15 protein-coding genes are annotated in these 17,378 nt (G+C 59.5%); 2 read left to right on the forward strand and 13 right to left on the reverse strand.

Annotated features, from left to right (window positions below; all coding sequences use genetic code 11):
* Positions 1-180: 180 nt before the first annotated feature.
* The 4 genes from ACYZT5_RS07040 to argH form a co-directional block, all read right to left on the reverse strand.
* The gene (locus ACYZT5_RS07040; RefSeq protein WP_462050433.1) at positions 181-1,005 is read right to left on the reverse strand and encodes an ABC transporter substrate-binding protein; all 825 of its coding nucleotides are present in this window, start codon (positions 1,003-1,005) and stop codon (positions 181-183) included.
* A 53-nt stretch (positions 1,006-1,058) separates the two neighbouring features.
* On the reverse strand, positions 1,059-1,823 hold the full coding sequence (locus ACYZT5_RS07045; RefSeq protein WP_033054778.1) for an amino acid ABC transporter ATP-binding protein: 765 nt from the start codon (positions 1,821-1,823) through the stop codon (positions 1,059-1,061).
* 10 nt (positions 1,824-1,833) lie between these two features.
* Positions 1,834-2,712, reverse strand: coding sequence for an amino acid ABC transporter permease (locus tag ACYZT5_RS07050; protein WP_462050434.1), 879 nt, complete (start codon positions 2,710-2,712; stop codon positions 1,834-1,836).
* A 138-nt stretch (positions 2,713-2,850) separates the two neighbouring features.
* The gene (gene argH / locus ACYZT5_RS07055; protein WP_462050435.1) at positions 2,851-4,278 is read right to left on the reverse strand and encodes an argininosuccinate lyase; all 1,428 of its coding nucleotides are present in this window, start codon (positions 4,276-4,278) and stop codon (positions 2,851-2,853) included.
* Positions 4,279-4,648: 370 nt separating this feature from the next.
* Here argH and ACYZT5_RS07060 point away from each other — a divergent pair, with 370 nt between their 5' ends.
* Complete coding sequence (locus ACYZT5_RS07060; RefSeq protein ID WP_462050436.1) at positions 4,649-5,614, forward strand: LysR family transcriptional regulator; 966 nt, start codon at positions 4,649-4,651, stop codon at positions 5,612-5,614.
* Positions 5,615-5,657: 43 nt separating this feature from the next.
* On the opposite strand, the gene ACYZT5_RS07065 is transcribed toward ACYZT5_RS07060, so the two are convergent.
* The 9 genes from ACYZT5_RS07065 to arnB are packed head-to-tail and all read right to left on the reverse strand — an operon-like array spanning position 5,658 to position 16,050.
* Positions 5,658-7,256: an ArnT family glycosyltransferase gene (locus ACYZT5_RS07065; protein ID WP_462052204.1), complete on the reverse strand. Its 1,599-nt coding sequence runs from the start codon at positions 7,254-7,256 to the stop codon at positions 5,658-5,660.
* Positions 7,253-8,632, reverse strand: a complete 1,380-nt coding sequence (locus tag ACYZT5_RS07070) for a UDP-glucose dehydrogenase family protein (RefSeq protein WP_462050437.1) — start codon at positions 8,630-8,632, stop codon at positions 7,253-7,255. Before ACYZT5_RS07070 ends, ACYZT5_RS07065 begins: the two co-directional genes overlap by 4 nt.
* Positions 8,629-9,030 carry a 4-amino-4-deoxy-L-arabinose-phosphoundecaprenol flippase subunit ArnF gene (gene arnF / locus ACYZT5_RS07075; protein WP_462050438.1) on the reverse strand — a complete coding sequence of 134 codons (402 nt, stop codon included), beginning with the start codon at positions 9,028-9,030 and terminating at the stop codon, positions 8,629-8,631. The genes ACYZT5_RS07070 and arnF overlap by 4 nt, the downstream gene beginning before the upstream one ends.
* Positions 9,027-9,371: a 4-amino-4-deoxy-L-arabinose-phosphoundecaprenol flippase subunit ArnE gene (gene arnE / locus ACYZT5_RS07080; RefSeq protein WP_462050440.1), complete on the reverse strand. Its 345-nt coding sequence runs from the start codon at positions 9,369-9,371 to the stop codon at positions 9,027-9,029. Before arnE ends, arnF begins: the two co-directional genes overlap by 4 nt.
* The gene (arnT, locus tag ACYZT5_RS07085; protein ID WP_462050441.1) at positions 9,368-11,017 is read right to left on the reverse strand and encodes a lipid IV(A) 4-amino-4-deoxy-L-arabinosyltransferase; all 1,650 of its coding nucleotides are present in this window, start codon (positions 11,015-11,017) and stop codon (positions 9,368-9,370) included. Before arnT ends, arnE begins: the two co-directional genes overlap by 4 nt.
* Complete coding sequence (arnD, locus tag ACYZT5_RS07090) at positions 11,014-11,898, reverse strand: 4-deoxy-4-formamido-L-arabinose-phosphoundecaprenol deformylase (protein WP_462050442.1); 885 nt, start codon at positions 11,896-11,898, stop codon at positions 11,014-11,016. The genes arnT and arnD overlap by 4 nt, the downstream gene beginning before the upstream one ends.
* Positions 11,898-13,889 carry a bifunctional UDP-4-amino-4-deoxy-L-arabinose formyltransferase/UDP-glucuronic acid oxidase ArnA gene (gene arnA, locus ACYZT5_RS07095; RefSeq protein WP_462050443.1) on the reverse strand — a complete coding sequence of 664 codons (1,992 nt, stop codon included), beginning with the start codon at positions 13,887-13,889 and terminating at the stop codon, positions 11,898-11,900. Before arnA ends, arnD begins: the two co-directional genes overlap by 1 nt.
* Positions 13,886-14,905: an undecaprenyl-phosphate 4-deoxy-4-formamido-L-arabinose transferase gene (arnC, locus tag ACYZT5_RS07100; protein WP_462050444.1), complete on the reverse strand. Its 1,020-nt coding sequence runs from the start codon at positions 14,903-14,905 to the stop codon at positions 13,886-13,888. The genes arnA and arnC overlap by 4 nt, the downstream gene beginning before the upstream one ends.
* The gene (gene arnB, locus ACYZT5_RS07105; RefSeq protein ID WP_462050445.1) at positions 14,902-16,050 is read right to left on the reverse strand and encodes a UDP-4-amino-4-deoxy-L-arabinose aminotransferase; all 1,149 of its coding nucleotides are present in this window, start codon (positions 16,048-16,050) and stop codon (positions 14,902-14,904) included. Before arnB ends, arnC begins: the two co-directional genes overlap by 4 nt.
* A 414-nt stretch (positions 16,051-16,464) precedes the next feature.
* Between arnB and ACYZT5_RS07110 the strand changes: the two genes are divergently transcribed.
* Complete coding sequence (locus ACYZT5_RS07110) at positions 16,465-17,376, forward strand: site-specific integrase (RefSeq protein ID WP_462052205.1); 912 nt, start codon at positions 16,465-16,467, stop codon at positions 17,374-17,376.
* Positions 17,377-17,378: the final 2 nt, after the last annotated feature.

A 17,378-nucleotide genomic window follows, 5' to 3' on the forward strand; every position in this document is an offset into this window, starting at 1 on the left:
CCCCTCACCCCAACCCTCTCCCCAGAGGGGAGAGGGGGGAAGGGGGCCGATCTTCAGGGTTTTCAGAACCTGTGAGCTCGACTCGGTAATGCAGGTCGCAGAATTTCGAAAGATCACCACGGTAAGCTCCCTCGCCCCCCTGGGGAGAGGGTTGGGGTGAGGGGGCGATTTCGAACCAGGTTACTTCCCGGCGTTAACCGTCACAGTCTTGATCGCACCCAACTCCAGATCCCACTTCTTCAAAATCGCCTGGTAGCTGCCGTCATCCACCATGCTCTGCAACGCGACCTTCACCGCTTCACTCAGCTCAGGCTTTTTCTTGCTCACGCCCATCCCGGAGAACTGCACGGAAATCGGCTGGCCGACGGTCTTGTACATGTCCTTTTCCTGAGTCTTCAGGTACGACAAGGTCTCGCTGCCCTGCATGGCGGCGTCGATACGGCTCTGACGCAGTTGTGCACGGGCATCGGCCGAGCCTTCGGTGCCGATCACGTTGATCGCGGGCTTGCCGGCGGCTTCGCAGTTGGCCTTGCTCCACTCAGCGATTTCCGCCGGGAAGGTGGTGCGGCGGCTGGTGCCGACTTTCTTGCCGCACAGGTCGGTGATCTCGTTGAAGTCCTTGTTTTTCTGCAAGGTGTAGAACTGCGGACCGCTGGTGAAGTAGTCAACGAAGGTCACGCTGGCCTGACGTTCGGCGGTGTCGGTCATGCCCGACAGCACCATGTCTACGCGGTCGGTGGTCAGCGCATTGATCATTTGTTCGAAGCCGGTTTCCTGCCATTTGATCTTCACGCCCAGACGTTCAGCCAGGGCGTTGCCCAGGTCGTAGTCGAGACCGGTGAGGGTGTTGGTGGCCGGGTCCTTGAAATCCATCGGCGGGTAGTTCGGCATGATCGCGACGACGATCTCGCCCTTGGCCTTAAGGCTGGCCGGCAATTCGGCGGCCATGGTGAAGCCGGATGCCATAACGCTGGCGAATACTGCTGGAATAACGAAGTTCTTCATGGTCGTTCTCTTATGAGTGTTGTTACGCAGCTCTTGGTTTGCGAGGCTGGCGCTTAGGTTCGAACGGCAGAAATGAAGCTTTGGGTGCGCGGGTTTTGCGGACTTATTAGTATTTCTTCGGGGCTTCCAGCCTCCACGATCTGCCCGCCGTCCATGAACACCATGCGGTTGGAGACTTCGCGAGCGAAGCCCAGTTCATGGGTGACGACGATCATGGTCATGCCGGTTTGCGCGAGGTCGCGCATCACCGACAGCACCTCACCGACCAGTTCCGGGTCGAGTGCCGAAGTGGGTTCATCGAACAGCATCAGCTTGGGTCGCATGGCCAGTGCACGGGCAATGGCGACGCGTTGTTGCTGACCACCCGAAAGTTCGATCGGGTAGCTGTTGCGCTTGTCGGCCAGGCCGACGCGAGCGAGCAATTCCACGGCTTCTTCGTGCGCCTCTTTGGGCGAACGCTTGAGCACCTGGCAGGGCCCTTCGATGATGTTTTGCAGCACAGTCATGTGCGGGAACAGGTTGAAACGCTGGAACACCATCCCGGTGGACAGGCGTTGACGGGCGATCTGCGACTCGTTGAGCTCGTGCAGTTTGTTGCCGACGATGCGGTAACCCACCAGTTCGCCGTCGACCCACAGGCCACCCTTATCGATTTTTTCCAGCTGATTGATGCAACGCAGCAAGGTGCTTTTGCCGGAGCCGGACGGGCCGATGATGCACAGCACTTCGCCTTGCTCGACTTCGATGTTGATGTCCTTGAGTGCGTGGAAATGGTCGTAGTACTTGTTCAGGCTCACGGCCTTGACGATGCTTCTCATGTTGAACTCCTCAAGAACGCTTGCCGGCGCCGCGAGCGAAACGACGCTCCAGACGGCTTTGACCGAAGGACAGGACGGTGACCGTGGCCAGGTACCAGATACCGGCGACGATCAAAAGCTCCATGACCCGGGCGTTGGCGTAGTAGATGTTCTGGGCGTTGTAGAGCAGTTCCGAGTACTGGATGACGCTCGCCAGCGAGGTCATCTTCACCATGCCGATGAACTCGTTACCGACCGGCGGAATGATGACCCGCATGGCTTGCGGCAGGATGATCCGGCGCAGCGCTTGCAAGCGCGGCATGCCGATCGACTTGGCGGCTTCGTACTGCCCGGTGTCCACCGACAACAGGCCGGCACGCACCACTTCGGCGGTGTAGGCGCCCTGGTTGATGCTCAAACCGAGGAGGGCGGCCACGAACGGCGTCATCAGGCTCACGGTGTCCATTTCAAACAGACCGGGGATGCCGATGGTGGGGAAGATCAGCGCCAGGTTGAACCACAACAGCAGTTGCAGAATCAGTGGCGTACCGCGAAACAACCAGGTGTAGGTCACTGCCACGTAGCGCAGGATCGGGTTGGCCGACATGCGCATGATCGCCGTGATCACCCCGAAAACAATGCCCAGCGCCATCGCCAGCACCGCCATGACGATGGTGTTGAGCAAGCTCCACATGATCGCCTGGGACGTGAGGAACTGGCCGATGTAAGACCACTCGATCTTGCCTTCGGCGAAGGCCCGCACCAGCCCGAGAATTGCAATGACGATGACGGTGGCGAAGAAAATTCGCCCGTAATAACGCCGCGGCACATGGTGGTACTGGGTGATATCGAACTGGTTTTCCGCCAGTTTGCGCTCCGACTGGAGTCGTTCTGCCTGAGTCTGGCTCATGTTGTTTCTCCGTACGCTGGTGTTAATCCCTGTAGGAGCGAAGCTTGCTCGCGAAGACGGTCTGACATTCGGCATTGATGTCGTCTGACCCACCGCTTTCGCGAGCAAGCTCTGCTCCTACAGGTTTTGCGCATTAATTCAAAGACGAAAACCTTGATAGTTCTCGGTCCATTGCTGCTGGGTGGCGAGGGCAATCTTCAAGCGGCCGATCTGCTCGCGTACCTGTTGCGGCGCGGTGCCGCCCCAGCCACTACGGGCGGCAATGGCGGCTTCGAGGGTCAGGCTCTCGCGGACTTCCGGGGTCAGGCGCGGATCAATCTCGGCCAACAGTGCCGGGGAGGCTTCCCACAATTCGATGTCGTGTTTCTCGCAGGCCTGCACCAGCGCACCGGTGATTTCGTGCGCTTCCTTGAACGGCACGCCACGCATGGCCAGCCAGTCGGCGACTTCGGTGGCGAGGGTGAAGCCCAGGGGCGCCTGACGACGCAGTTCTTCGACGTTGACCTTCATGGTCGCGACCATCCCGGCCATGGCCGGCAGCACCAGCAACAGGGTGTCGACGCTGTCGAGCACGCCGTTTTTGTCTTCGCTCAAGTCGCGGTTGTACGACAGCGGCAGGGATTTCAGTGTGGAGAGCAGACCGGTCAGGTTACCGATCAAGCGACCCGCTTTGCCCCGGGCCAGTTCGGCGATGTCCGGGTTCTTCTTCTGCGGCATGATCGAGCTGCCGGTGGCGTAGGCATCGTCCAGCGCGACCCAGCGAAATTGCCGCGACGACCACAGGCAGAACTCTTCAGCGAGGCGGGAAATGTTGATCCCGAGCATGCTGGCGATGAACAGGAACTCGGCGATGTGATCGCGGCTGGCCACGGCGTCGATGGAGTTTTCACACACGCCGCTGTAACCCATTTCCTTGGCCGACTGCTGAGGCAGGCGAGCGATGGCGGAACCGGCCATGGCCGCAGCACCGAGTGGCGACAGCGAGGTACGAATGTCCCAGTCCACCAGGCGTTGCACGTCACGCAGCATCGATTGGGCGTGGGCCAGCAAGTGGTGAGCGAAGACGATCGGCTGGGCCTGCTGCAGGTGAGTGAACCCCGGGCAGATACTTTCAATGTGTTGCTCGGCCTGATCCACCAGCGCTTGTTGCAGGGCCAGGACTTCAACGGCCAGGGTGCGCACGTGATCACGCAGGAACAGGCGCAGATCGTTGGCGGTCTGGTCGTTGCGTGAACGGCCGGCGCGCAGCTTGCCACCGAGGGCGCCGAGGCGTTCAGTCAGCAGGCGTTCGATAAAGGTGTGGACGTCTTCGTCGTCCAGGGTCGGTGCGATGCTGCCGGCGCGGAAGTCATCGCCGATGCGCTCCAGGGCGTCAAGCATGGTCAGGGTTTCTTGTTCGCTCAACAGCCCGGCACGCTGCAATTCACGGGCATGCGCCTTGGAACCGGCGAGGTCGTACGGGGTGAGGCGAAAGTAACGCTCTGGGCAACGGGACAAGGCCGCCAGGGCTTCGGACGGGCCGCTTTTGAAGCGAGCACCCCAGAGACGGTCGGTGGTTTGAGACATTGTTGTTTTCCTCGTCGTTACTCGGAAGTTAGAAATTAATCTGGCGTCATGCCAAAGAGCTTCGCGGGCAAGCCTCGCTCCTACAGATCGGTGTGCCGGGCCCTGAACACTTGCCTTTGGTCAAAAAATTCAACCGGGCGTGGTTAGGCCTATTCAATATTCAAGGGCAGGGAAAAAGCGCAGTTGCATCGTTGCGAGAGCTGATCGTAGTGTCAGCTTTTAATAGTTCGAAATCAGTGAGTTGGCACTGATGTGCGGGATTTATTAGCGGTTGCCAAGCCTGGTTTTCTGTGTTCATTATTATTGGCCAGCACTATTTTTGTTGTTGGACACAGAGTGTTGAATAGGGCGCCAGAGGTAAATAAGCATTATGGAAACCCCACTTTCCAATTCCGGAAACCCGCCGCTGAAAACGGCGCATCGGGCACCGCTGACCCTCAGCGGTCTGGATTTCAAACTGCTCAAAGTGTTCAAGGCCGTGGTCGAGGCCGGAGGCTTCAGTGCCGCCCAGAACGAGCTGAATGTGGGACTGGCAGCCATCAGCAAACAGATCTCCGACCTTGAAATCCGCATCGGCATGCGCCTGTGCACCCGAGGACGTGAGGGCTTTCACCTGACCGAAGAAGGCAGTCTGGTGTACCAGGCGTCGATCGATTTGTTTGCCTCGGTCGACAACTTTCGTGATCGACTTAGTTCAGCGCAGAATGAACTGATCGGTGATCTGGGAGTGGGAGTCATTGATAATACGATCTCGGATGTTAATTCACCGTTAGTTGCTGCACTTAGAAGGATCAATGAAGCGTCGCCCAAAGTAAGGTTTCAACTTCAGGCGTCGCAACTGGATGAAGTGGAAAGAGGCGTCGTAGAGGGGCGGTTAGTGGCAGGGATTGTCCCGGTTTACCAGAAGCGCGAAGAGTTTGATTATTACTCGTTGTATGAAGAACGCTCGGAGGTTTACTGCGCGGTCGGTCATCCGCTGTTCTCGCTGCCGGACGCAGAAATTGGCGGCAACGTGCTCAAGGATTACGAGTGCATCAACCACCGCTACGCAATTCATCGCGACAAACTGAATTTTGCCCACTACGACAGCTTTTCTGCCTCGGCTACTCAGGTCGAAGCGGTGGCACTGTTGATCAAGACCGGGCGTTTCGTGGGTTTTCTTCCCCAGCATTACGCCGCGTCGATGGTGGCTCAGGGGCAATTTCGCGCGGTGCGTCCGGACCTGATCCACATCGTCACCCCGTTCAATCTGATCCTTCGCCACAACACCGTGCGCAGCCCACTGGTGAAGGCGTTTGCCCAGGCGTTGGGGGTCGATTTGAAGGCGCCGGTTTGATGATAAGCGTGCTCAGGTAACAGCAACTTTTTGCCGGCAACACCTACGGTTGTTGGTTGTGCAGCAACACGAAATCGTTCTTGTCGAAACGCCCGCTCAACACCGGTTGCAAGTTACCCAAACGAGTGCCCTGCAACGCCTTGTAATCGCTCTGGTCCATCATCAACCAGGCAGGCCCCACGAGACTTTCCAGCTCTTGAATCGACTCGGTAAACACTGGTTGCAGATCCTGATCGATATTGACCATGAACTTGATTGCCTTGGCGTCTTTACCCATGCCATGCAGCACCAGAGGTGCCGGGTCTTTCTGCACCCGTGCAAACGCTGCGCGGCTGAAAGACTGAGTGTCGTAGAGTCGACGTTCAACCGGTTCGAACACCAGAATGTAAACCGACCAAAGCGCCAGAACCGCGCCAAAGGCCAATGTTTGCGCCCGCCAGCGGGATCGGAAAAGCACGGCAAGGGCGATCACTTGCAGCACGCCGAGAATGATCAACGCCGGAGTGAAGGTTGTCAGTTGCTCAGGAAAACGTCGCTGAGCGACCAGCAATCCAATGATCAACAGGGCGGGAATCAGCAACCACAACCCTTGCATCAAACCCCGCAACCAGACGAATACCCGACCTTGCACCACCTGAAACGGATACGCCGCAATGATCGCCGCCATGGGCAACATCGGCAGCAGGTAGCGGGCCTTTTTTGCCTGGGGGATCGAGAGCCCGACCATCACGATCAGGCCGGCGGCCGTGCAGTACTGCAACAGGCGCAACGCAGGACCCGCCTGCCGAGGCGTTGTCAGCCAGACGGCGGCCAGTACCAGCAACGCCAACGGATACGCGAGCGCATAGTTGCCCACCGAGCCGGTGAAGTAATACAGCGAACCGCTGACGCCTTCGCTACCGTCCATGCGCCCCATGAACTGCATGCGCACTACGTCGTGCATGAAGTCCGGGCCGCCGCTGGTCTCCGCCAGCCACAGCAACACGCCAATGCACACTGCCAGCAGCACCGACGCCATCAGGCCGAAACCAAACACATACTGCCATTGACGATTGAGCATGTAATAACTGCACAGCATGCCAGTGGGAACCACCAGCCCGATCGGCCCGCGAATTCCGAAACCCAGTATCAGCAAGGCAAAGATCAGGACCCACCGACGCTTTGCCGCGAAATGATCGGTGGCATAACCCAGGTAGAACACTGAAAAAGCCACCGCCGCGAGCATCATATCCAGGGACACGCCACGGATTTCGGTGACAAAGGTGTTGGTCAGCATCATCAGGGCGATGCTCAGCAACGCCCAGCGCTGGGAGTAGGGCGCCAGCAGCCGGTGCATCAACGTGACGATCACCGCCCCGGCAATGGCGCTCGGCAACCAGGCACTGAGGCTGTTGACCTGCCCGAACGGCAGCGACAACAGCCAGATAAACAGCGTCGACAGCGCCGAATAGTCGGCATAAGGCTGGCCATAGGTGGTCGGAAAAAATGACGGCCCGTGGCGCAACATTTCCTGAGCGAACAGCACGAAGCGCGAATCGAAACCGATCACCGACTGCTGATACACCCCGGCGCTGAACAACAGTAGCGCCAACAGCCCTAGCCCCAGGGACTGTCGGCGGATACCGGGTAACGTCGCAATCAAGCGACGACCGATGCAGCGGGCCACTGCTGATGCGGAATCGGCAGATTGCGCGATTCACCGCGGCCCATCGGGAAGTACATGAAACCGGCGCGAGCCAGGCGATCGGCGTCGTACAGGTTGCGTCCGTCGAAGATCACCGGGGCATTGAGCCGCTGCTGGATCAGATTGAAATCCGGTGCCTTGAACTGCTGCCATTCGGTGCAGATGATCAACGCGTCGGCGCCGGACAATACCGATTCCGGCGTGCCCATGAGCATCAACCGGGATTCATCGGGATACAGCTGCTGGGTTTCCTGCATGGCTTCCGGGTCAAACGCGCGGACATTGGCCCCGGCGGCCCACAGCGATTCCAGCAATACCCGACTCGGTGCATCGCGCATGTCGTCGGTGTTCGGTTTGAACGCCAGCCCCCACACGGCAAAGGTTCTGCCGCGCAAATCGCCCTTGTAGAACGCGTTGATACGCTCGAACAGCTTGTGCTTCTGCCGCTGGTTGATCGCTTCCACCGCTTGCAGCAGGTCGCTGGAGCAATGAGCCTCTTCGGCGCTGTGGATCAGCGCGCGCATGTCCTTGGGAAAGCACGAGCCGCCATAACCGCAACCGGGGTAGATAAAGTGGTAACCAATACGCGAATCGGCGCCGATGCCCAGGCGCACCGATTCGATGTCGGCGCCCAGGTGTTCGGCCAGTTCGGCGATCTGGTTGATGAAGCTGATCTTGGTCGCCAGCATGCAGTTGGCGGCGTACTTGGTCAGCTCGGCGCTGCGCAGGTCCATGAACATGATCCGGTCATGGTTGCGGTTGAAGGGCGCGTAGAGGTCGCGCATCACATCACGCACCTCATCGCGTTCGCAGCCGATGACGATCCGGTCCGGGCGCCGGCAATCGGCCACGGCCGAGCCTTCTTTCAAAAACTCCGGGTTGGAGACGATATCGAACTGCAACAACCGGCCGGTCTTGACCAGGCACTTGTCGATGTGCACGCGCAAGGTATCACCCGTGCCCACCGGCACCGTGGATTTCTCCACCAGAATCACCGGTTGTTCACGATGGCGCGCCACGGCTTCGCCCACCGACAGCACATAACGAAGATCCGCCGAACCGTCGTCCCGGGACGGTGTACCGACCGCGATAAACAACACCTGGCCATGCTGCACCGCGAGTTTTTCGTCGGTGGTGAACTGCAGCCGTTTGGCTTCCAGGCTTTCGCGCACCAGGCTGGCCAGCCCCGGTTCGAAAATGCTCACGTGGCCTTGTTGCAGCAGCTCGACTTTATTCTCGTCGATGTCCATGCAGACCACGTCATGGCCAACTTCAGCCAGGACGGCGGCTTGCACCAGGCCAACGTAACCGCTACCAAATACACTTATTTTCATGGGGCACTCCTGAGTTCGGGCGCGCGAGCAGGTCGAGAGTTAATGGTAATGACACCGAGGATGACCAAGGCCACCCCAAGGCTTTTTGAAAGACTGAAAGTTTCGTTGAACAGCGGCAGGCTGGCGGCCAGCAGGTACACCAGCGCGTAGCTGATACTCAGCAGCGAATAGGCCCGTCCCAGCGGTAAATCCCGTAGGGCGGCGAGCCAGCAAAGCATCGACAGGGCGTAGGCCAGAATCGCCGTCAGTACCACGGCGACGGCGCTCAGATCGACGCTGGCGCTGAGCCAATGTTCGGGTGGTGGCAGGCGACTCATGCTCCAGCGCATGCCCAATTGCGCGGCACTGACCAGCACCACGCTACCCAGCGCAAAGGTGATTCCGCGACGAAGGTTCATGTGTGTTGCCCCAGCAGAACCACGCCGCCGATCACCAGTGCCACGCCGAGCCAGTGGCGACGGTCGATGGTTTCGTGGAAAACGAAGCGGGCGACCAGGGTGATCAGCACGAAATTTAGGCTCAACATCGGGTAGGCGATGCCGACCTCAAGGCGCTGCAACACCAGCAGCCACACCAGCAAGCCCAATCCCAGAGACGCGAGGGCCAGCCACAGCCACGGCGAGCGCAGTTTCTCGGCCCAACCCAATGCCTTTTCGCGCCAGCTTTCCACGGCGTACTTCTGGGCAATCTGGCCCAGGCAGGTCAGCAGGCAAGCGGCCAAGAGCAGCAAGAGGCTCATGACGCCTCCTGAGGAAAGATCAGAATCACAATGTTGCCTTGTTCATAGCGCTTGCCATCCTTGGGCAGTCGTTCGATTTCGCGCAATTCGTCGTCACCCTTCACCCGCATCACCACGCCAACCGAGCCGCTCTGGCGGGCTGTGCGCATCCACGCTTGAACCTGGTTCGGATCGACTTGTTGCTGTGCGCCATCAGGATAAGCGAGGCCATATTTCAATTCGCCTATCGTGTTGTACAACGCCACGTCCGGGCGTTTAAGGCGCCAGGCCAGGGCCCCGGCGGCGCCGAGGTCGTTGCTCAGCAACTGGTCGGTCTGGCCGAGTTCCTGCGCATGATCGAGGATGAATTGATCGGGCATCTTGTTGGCGACCACCGAATCGGGCAGCCCGGCCGGCAACAAGCCGATCAGCAGCAGACTGCCGAAGGCCGGGGCGGCCCAGCATTGCAACGGTCGGAAGGCTTGCAGCAGGTTGGCCATGATCCAGCCGGTCAAACCAATGAATACCAGCACCAGGTTGTGCAGTTCATGGTTGTAGAGTGGTTTTTTCAGTTGCAGGTAAACCAGTGCCAGCAGAGTGATCAGGCCCAGCAGCAGGTTCAGTAGACCGTTAATTCCAAGGGCTCGGCCCTGCTTCAGCTGCAGTCGGTCGGCCAGTGCATGACCCAGGAGCAAGGATAACGGCAGCAGGCATGGCAGGATGTAGCTCGGTAATTTGCCTTTGCTGAGGCTGAAGAACAGCAGCGGCATCAGCAGCCACAGCAACAGGAAAGCGATATTCGCCTGGCGACGTGTTTGCCACGCCTGCCGCAACGCCGGTGGCAACAGCGCCACCCACGGCAGACTGAACGCCACCAGCAACGGCAGGTAGTACCACCATGGCGCGTCGTGCTGCGCGTCGTCACCGGCGAAGCGGCGTATGTGTTCGTGCCAAAAGAAGAACCGCCAGTAGTCGGGCTCCTGCGCGTGCACCGCCAAGGCCCACGGCAAGCTGACGGCGATGGCCACGACAATCGCCAGCGGACCGTAGATCAGCAGTTCTCGCCAGCGTTTTTGCCAGACCATCCAGGGCAGGGCGATCAGTACCGGCAGCAGCCAGGCGAGAAAGCCCTTGGTCATGAACCCCATGCCGCAGGCCAGGCCGAGCACCGCCCAGCCGATCAGGCGTTGGGTTCGGCCGACGCTGTCCAGGGCAAACCACAAGGCAACCAGACTCAGGTTGACCCAAAAGGTGAATTGCGGATCGAGGTTGGCGTAGCCCGCGGCGCCAGCGATTACGGTGAGACTCATGTACAGCAGCGCGCAGGCAAAACTCTTGCGCGGCTCGTTCCACAGCCGGCGAGCGATCAGGAAGCACAGCAACACACTCAGCCCGGTACTCAGGGCTGAGGCAAACCGCACGCCGAACAGGTTCTGGCCAAACAAGGCCTGGCTGGCGGCGATCATCCAGTAACCGGCCACCGGTTTTTCGAAATAGCGCAGGCTCATGAAATGCGGCGACACCCAGTTGCCACTCAGGAGCATGTCCTGGCTGATCTGGGCGTAGCGGGTTTCGTCGGGAATCCACAAGCCATGACTGCCCAATGGCAGCAGGTAAGCCAACAGATAAAGGCCCAGCAGCAGCGGCAATGCCCAGCGTTTGCTCATACGCCTTGCACTCCCAGCCAGCCTTCGCGTCCTTCGAGCGCGCCGCGCAGCACTCGGCCGACCGGCAAGGTGTCGGGTGCCTCGGGCAGCAGATCGCCCAAGGGTTGAAAATGGATGTCTCGCTGGCGCGCATCGGCCAGCAATTGACGAAAATCGTTGGCCATCAGAATCCCTTCTACTTCGGCATGGATCGTGTAGACGTTGAGTTTTTCGGGGCTGAAGCGGTCAAGAATGAAGGCGTTGAAATCCTTGGCCGCCACGTTGGGGCCGACTACCTCATCAAAGGTCGGCAGGTCCACCGGAATCTGTGGCGCTCCGAGGCCGCCACCGGCCAGGGTCGGCTGAAACAGGCTCTGGCCGCGACAGTCGCTGTTGTAACGAAAGTTGAAACCTTGCTTGGCCTCAATCACGCGCTCGTCCGCCCGCCAACCGGCGGAGGCCGAACACCAGACGTGTTGCCCGAGGATGTCGCTCAGTTCGTCCACGCCTCGACGAATCTGTTCCACCAGCTGCGCGTCGCTCCAGCGCCCGGCATTGGCCTGCCAGCCATGGTGATCCCAGGCGTGCAGACCGACTTCATGGCCGGCCGACTGGGCTTGACGCATCAAGTGTCCAAGGTCCCGGCCAATCGGTTTGCCCGGCCACGCAGTGCCGGCCAACAAGATGTCCCAGCCGTACAGGCCGGCAGCGTTGGAACGGAGCATTTTCCAGAGGAATTGCGGGCGGATCAGGCGCCATAAATGGCGCCCCATGTTGTCCGGCCCGACACTGAAAAAAAACGTCGCCTTGACCTGTGCTTCATCGAGGATTTCCAGCAGCCGGGGCACCCCCTCACGGGTGCCTCGGTACGTGTCGACATCAATCCGAAGGCCTGCCTGCATCAGCGCTTGTCCGCGATTTCGAGCATGGCCTCGCGCAAGAAGAAATCGAGCGTGTTGCCGATGGTCTCGCTCATCTCCACCGTCGGCGTCCAGTCCAGCAGACGCTTGGCGTTGGCGATGCTCGGTTTGCGGTGGGACACGTCCTGATAACCGGTGCCGTAGAACGCCTTGCTTTCGACATCGCGGAACCCGGCGAACGGCGGGAAGTTGTCGCGCAATGGGTGAGCTTCGAACTGACGCAACAGTTCCTCGCCCAACTGGCGAATGCTGGCTTCGTTATCCGGGTTGCCGATGTTGATGATCTGCCCGTTGCAGGCGTCGTTCTCGTTGTCGATGATCCGCGCCAGGGCTTCTACACCGTCGGCAATGTCCGTGAAGCAGCGTTTTTGCTCACCGCCATCGAACAGGCGAATCGGCGTGCCTTCCACCAGGTTCAGGATCAGCTGGGTGATTGCACGGGAACTGCCGATCCGCGCCGAGTCCAGGCGGTCGAGGCGTGGGCCCATCCAGTTGAAGGGACGGAATAAGGTGAAGTTCAGGCCTTTCTGACCGTAGGCCCAGATCACCCGGTCGAGCAATTGCTTGGAGACCGAGTAGATCCAGCGCTGCTTGTTGATCGGACCGACGACGAGGTTGGAGGTGTCTTCATCGAAATTGCCGTCCTGGCACATGCCATAGACTTCCGAGGTCGACGGGAAGATCACGCGCTTGTTGTATTTGACGCAGTAGCGAACCAGTTTCAGGTTCTCTTCAAAGTCCAGCTCGAATACCCGCAGCGGGTTGCGGGTGTACTCGATCGGCGTAGCAATCGCGACCAGTGGCAGGATCACGTCGCACTTTTTGATGTGGTACTCGATCCACTCGGAGTGAATGCTGATGTCGCCTTCGACAAAGTGGAAGTTAGGATGGCTGCGCAGACGCTCAATGGCGTCCGAGCCGATGTCCAGGCCATACACCTCGTATTGGTCGTCGCGCAGCAGGCGCTCGGACAGGTGATTGCCGATGAAGCCGTTGACGCCGAGGATCAGCACGCGCGTGCGACGTGGGGCGCGACCGGACTCGGCGCCACGCAGCACAGAACCGTCCACCAGACCCAGTTCGTTGGCCAGTTGCGGGCCGCTCAGGTACAGGCCGTTGTCGTTGCGCTGGCCGGCGGTGATCACGAGGGAATCTTCGCCGCAGGCGATACGCAGCGGGTCAACGCTGATAACCCGTCCCGGTGCCTGGCCTTCATTGCCTTTGGCGACTTCTGCGTTCCAGACAATCAGCTTGTGTTCACCCACGGCGCAGAAAGCGCCCGGGTAAGGCTGGGTCACCGCGCGAACCAGATTGAACAATTCTTCAGCCGGCTTGTTCCAGACCAGTTTGCCGTCGGCCGGGGTTCGACGGCCAAACACCGTGGCTTTGGATTCGTCCTGCGCCGTTTCGCTGACTTTGCCTGCGAGCAAAGCTGGCAGCGTGTCGCGCAGCAGGTCGGTGGCGGCCACGCGCAATTTGCCGTGCAGGCTCAGCGCGGTGTCGCTGCGCTCAATCGCCACCGCTTTCTGGGCGACGATTGCGCCGGCATCGGCCCGTTTGACCATGCGGTGCAGGGTCACGCCGGTTTCGGTTTCGCCGTTGACCAGCACCCAGTTGGCCGGAGCGCGCCCACGGTAGCGTGGCAGCAGCGACCCGTGCAGGTTGAAGGCGCCTTTGCTGGCCGTGGCCAGCAGCGGTTCGCTCAGCAGGTTGCGGTAGTAGAACGAGAACAGGTAATCCGGGTTGAGCTTGCTGATGCGCTCGATCCACAACGGGTGGTTGGCATCTTCCGGGGCGTGCACCGGGATGCCCTTGCGTGCGCACAGTTGCGCAACGGAGCCGTAGAACGCGTTTTCCTTGGGATCATCAGGATGAGTAAACACCGCGGCAATATCAAAGCCCGAGTTGAGCAGGGATTCGATGCCGGCACAGCCAATATCGTGATAGGCGAAGACAACAGCTTTTGCACTCATGAGTGAACCTGATCTGAAGAAATGGAGGTGAGACCGTCAACGGTGACAACGGGAGCAGGGGCAGCGGGTTGGTTACGCAGGACTTTTTCAATAAAGAACCGGGGGCGGGCGCGAACGTCGCCGTACATGCGTCCCAGGTACTCGCCCAACAGGCCCATGCCGATGAACTGGCCACCGGTGAAGATGAACAGCACGGCGAACAGCACGAATGTCCCGTCGCCGGCCCAATGGGCGCCGAAGGCCAGGCGCAGCACGATCAGCGTAATGGCGAACAGCACGCCGAGGGCCGCCATGGCGAAGCCGACGATGCTCAGCAAACGCAGGGGCGTGGTGGTCATGCAGGTGATCAGGTCGAACATCAGGTTGACCAGGCGCATGGGGCTGTACTTGGATTCCCCGTGTTCGCGCTCGGCGTGGGGCACGAGAATTTCCGTGGTGTGCCGGGCGAAGCTGTTGGCCAGGATCGGGATGAAGGTACTGCGTTCGCGGCAGGCGAGCATGGCGTCGACGATGGTTCGCCGGTAAGCGCGGAGCATGCAGCCGTAGTCGGTCATGGCGACGCCGGTTGAACGCTGCACGGCCAGGTTGATCAGCTTTGACGGCCAGCGGCGTAACGCCGAGTCCTGACGGTTGTTGCGCACGGTGGCGACCACGTCATAGCCGAGTTCGGCCTTAGCCACTAACCGCGGGATTTCTTCGGGAGGGTTTTGCAGGTCGGCGTCGAGGGTAATAATCACATCACCTTTGCACTGCTCGAAACCGGCCATGATTGCCGCGTGCTGGCCGTAGTTGCGGTTGAGAATGACCGCCACCACCGGGCTGCACTCGCGATGGGCGGCCTCTTCGAGGATGTGCGCCGAGTTGTCGCGGCTGCCGTCATCGACCAGCACGATTTCGTAGTCATGGTGCAACTGCTGGCACGCCGCTTCGGTGCGCCTGAGCAACTCGGGCAGGCTGTCTTGCTCGTTATAGACCGGGATGACGATCGACACGCAACGGATCGGGTAAGGTTTCACAGGCTTGAGTCCACAATGTTTTCAATGGCGCCGACCACACGATCGACGTCATCGGTGGTCATGTCGGGGAACAACGGGATCGAACACAGACGCGCCGAGTTCCATTCGGTGTTGGGCAGGTAAATATTTGGGAAGCGCTGGCGGTAATACGTGTGCAGGTGCGTGGCGATAAAGTGAATGCCGGTGCCGATGTTTTGCGCTTGCAGGGCCTTCATGAACGCTTCGCGATCCAACCCGCAGCGTTCGGTATCGATACGCAGGATGAACAGGTGCCAGGCGTGCTGCTGCGGGTGCGTCGGAATGGCCAACGGCTGCACCTTTGAGCCTTCGAGCCGTTTCAGGTAGGCGCTGGCCAGTTCGGTGCGCTTGGCATTGATTTGGTCCAGGCGCTCCAACTGCACCAGGGCGATGGCGGCATTGATATCGGCCAGGTTGTATTTGAAGCCCGGTTCCATCACCTGCGCCTGAGGTTTGCGCCCGTGAGTCATGCGGTCATAGGCATCGACGCCAAGGCCGTGGAACTTGAGCATGCGCACCCGACTGGCCAGGGCTTCATCGTCACTGACGAACATGGCGCCCTCGGCGCAGGTCATGTTCTTGATCGCGTGGAAGGAGAAGATGGCCGTACCTTGGGCACCGACGTGACGACCTTTATAGAACGTGCCCGCCGCGTGGGCGGCGTCTTCGATAACGGCGATGCCGTGTTTGTCGGCCAACGCATACAGCGGGTCGAGATCGAACGCGGCACCGGCGTAATGCACCGGAATGATCGCTTTGGTGCGGGGTGTAATGGCCGCTTCGATGCTTGCCAGGTCACTCATCAGCGTGTCGCGGTCAACGTCGACGAACACCGGCGTGGCACCCAACAGGCAGATCATGTTTGCGGTAGACACCCACGTCTGCGACGGCGTAATGACTTCGTCGCCTGGACCAATCCCCAATGCCAGTAACGTGATGTGCATCCCACCGGTGGCCGAGGACAATGCCACGGCATGACGACATCCCACGTAGTTGGAGAATTGCTCTTCCAGCTCCTGATTTTTCGGCCCGGTAGTGATCCAGCCGGAGCGCAGTACTTGCTCTACGGCGGCAATTTCTTCATCACCGATACTGGGACGAGAGAAGGGGAGAAAAGCCTGACTCATGGGCACCTCGGGACTAAAAAAGTGAGTAGCTGATGACGCTAAAATATTGGATCCCATGCAAGTGTAGCCGCTAAAACAAAAGCTGCATCAATTAGTTACATCACATCCATGAGAAAGCTAATCAGTTGACTTTTTCTGCGCGGGTCGGCAGGTTGGGACTTCGCACAGTGTCACCCAGGACTTATTGAGGTTATCCCTGAATTTGTGAAAGGAACATGAAAGACCGGTCGTCGAATCGTTTATCTGAACGTCATACAGCCACTGTTCAGCCTTCTGCCGTTCATCGAGTTTTTTGGTAGAAAGTCCTACAGAAGTGTTCCGCTTTACAGGAAGGATGTTTCAATCCTTAGTTGTTTAATGAACTGTTTCCACTCAAGGCCGTTTCGTTTGATTGACTTACCCGCTACCGACTCAATGTCTTCAAAGACCAATCCGCTGACCTTGTATCTGACGCGCCTGGCACCGTCCAGCCAACTGACCATGCGTTACGTGTTGCAGGACGCCGCTGACCGGTTGGGCTTCGAAGACATGAACGTCGAGGAGATTCCCTGGCACAACCTGCAACCTGAAGATGTCATCGCGTTGGTGGCAACCTTGCGCTCGGACGGCTACGCGCCGAACACCTCTTCGCTGTACGTCAACGCAGTGCGCGGGGTGATGAACGAAGCGTGGCGCATGAGCCTGATCAGTCAGGAACACTTACTGAAAATGCGTTCGGTCAAAGGCATTGCCGGCACGCGGCTGTCCCAGGGGCGCAACCTCAGGCGCACGCTGATCCAGGAATTGATGGCGGTCTGTGCCGCCGATCCACGGCCACAAGGTCTGCGGGACGCGGCGATTATCGGGATTTTGTACGGCTCGGGGATGCGCAAATCGGAATCGGTGAACCTGGACCTGAACCAGGTCGATTTCACCGAGCGCAGCCTTTGTGTGACCGCCAAGGGCAACAAGCAATTGATCAAGTACGCACCGGCCTGGGCGTTCGCCAAACTCAATGACTGGCTGGAACTGCGGCGCTCACTGCTGAAGGAGGGTGAAACGGACGATCCGTTCCTGTTCAACCGCATTCGTCGCGGCAGTCACATCACCCGCGAGCGCATCACCAAGCACGCGATCTATTACATTGCCCGGCAACGGGGCGCGCAGGTCGGGGTGAAAATCATGCCGCATGATTTTCGGCGTTCGTTCATTACCCGAGTGATTGCGGAGCATGACTTGTCGATCGCCCAGAAACTCGCCCATCACAGCAACATCCAGACAACGGCCAACTACGATGTGCGCGATGACAACGAGCGGCGTCGGGCAGTGGACCGCTTCGATCTTTGACG

This window comes from Pseudomonas sp. LB3P14, assembly GCF_054898045.1.

What these genes read in the sequence shown, in the direction of transcription:
- ACYZT5_RS07040 (WP_462050433.1), bottom strand. Translation starts at nt 1,005, where the DNA reads ATGAAGAACTTCGTTATTCCAGCAGTATTCGCCAGCGTTATGGCATCC.
- ACYZT5_RS07045 (WP_033054778.1), bottom strand. Translation starts at nt 1,823, where the DNA reads ATGAGAAGCATCGTCAAGGCCGTGAGCCTGAACAAGTACTACGACCAT.
- ACYZT5_RS07050 (WP_462050434.1), bottom strand. Translation starts at nt 2,712, where the DNA reads ATGAGCCAGACTCAGGCAGAACGACTCCAGTCGGAGCGCAAACTGGCG.
- argH (WP_462050435.1), bottom strand. Translation starts at nt 4,278, where the DNA reads ATGTCTCAAACCACCGACCGTCTCTGGGGTGCTCGCTTCAAAAGCGGC.
- ACYZT5_RS07060 (WP_462050436.1), top strand. Translation starts at nt 4,649, where the DNA reads ATGGAAACCCCACTTTCCAATTCCGGAAACCCGCCGCTGAAAACGGCG.
- ACYZT5_RS07070 (WP_462050437.1), bottom strand. Translation starts at nt 8,632, where the DNA reads ATGAAAATAAGTGTATTTGGTAGCGGTTACGTTGGCCTGGTGCAAGCC.
- arnF (WP_462050438.1), bottom strand. Translation starts at nt 9,030, where the DNA reads ATGAACCTTCGTCGCGGAATCACCTTTGCGCTGGGTAGCGTGGTGCTG.
- arnE (WP_462050440.1), bottom strand. Translation starts at nt 9,371, where the DNA reads ATGAGCCTCTTGCTGCTCTTGGCCGCTTGCCTGCTGACCTGCCTGGGC.
- arnT (WP_462050441.1), bottom strand. Translation starts at nt 11,017, where the DNA reads ATGAGCAAACGCTGGGCATTGCCGCTGCTGCTGGGCCTTTATCTGTTG.
- arnD (WP_462050442.1), bottom strand. Translation starts at nt 11,898, where the DNA reads ATGCAGGCAGGCCTTCGGATTGATGTCGACACGTACCGAGGCACCCGT.
- arnA (WP_462050443.1), bottom strand. Translation starts at nt 13,889, where the DNA reads ATGAGTGCAAAAGCTGTTGTCTTCGCCTATCACGATATTGGCTGTGCC.
- arnB (WP_462050445.1), bottom strand. Translation starts at nt 16,050, where the DNA reads ATGAGTCAGGCTTTTCTCCCCTTCTCTCGTCCCAGTATCGGTGATGAA.
- ACYZT5_RS07110 (WP_462052205.1), top strand. Translation starts at nt 16,465, where the DNA reads ATGTCTTCAAAGACCAATCCGCTGACCTTGTATCTGACGCGCCTGGCA.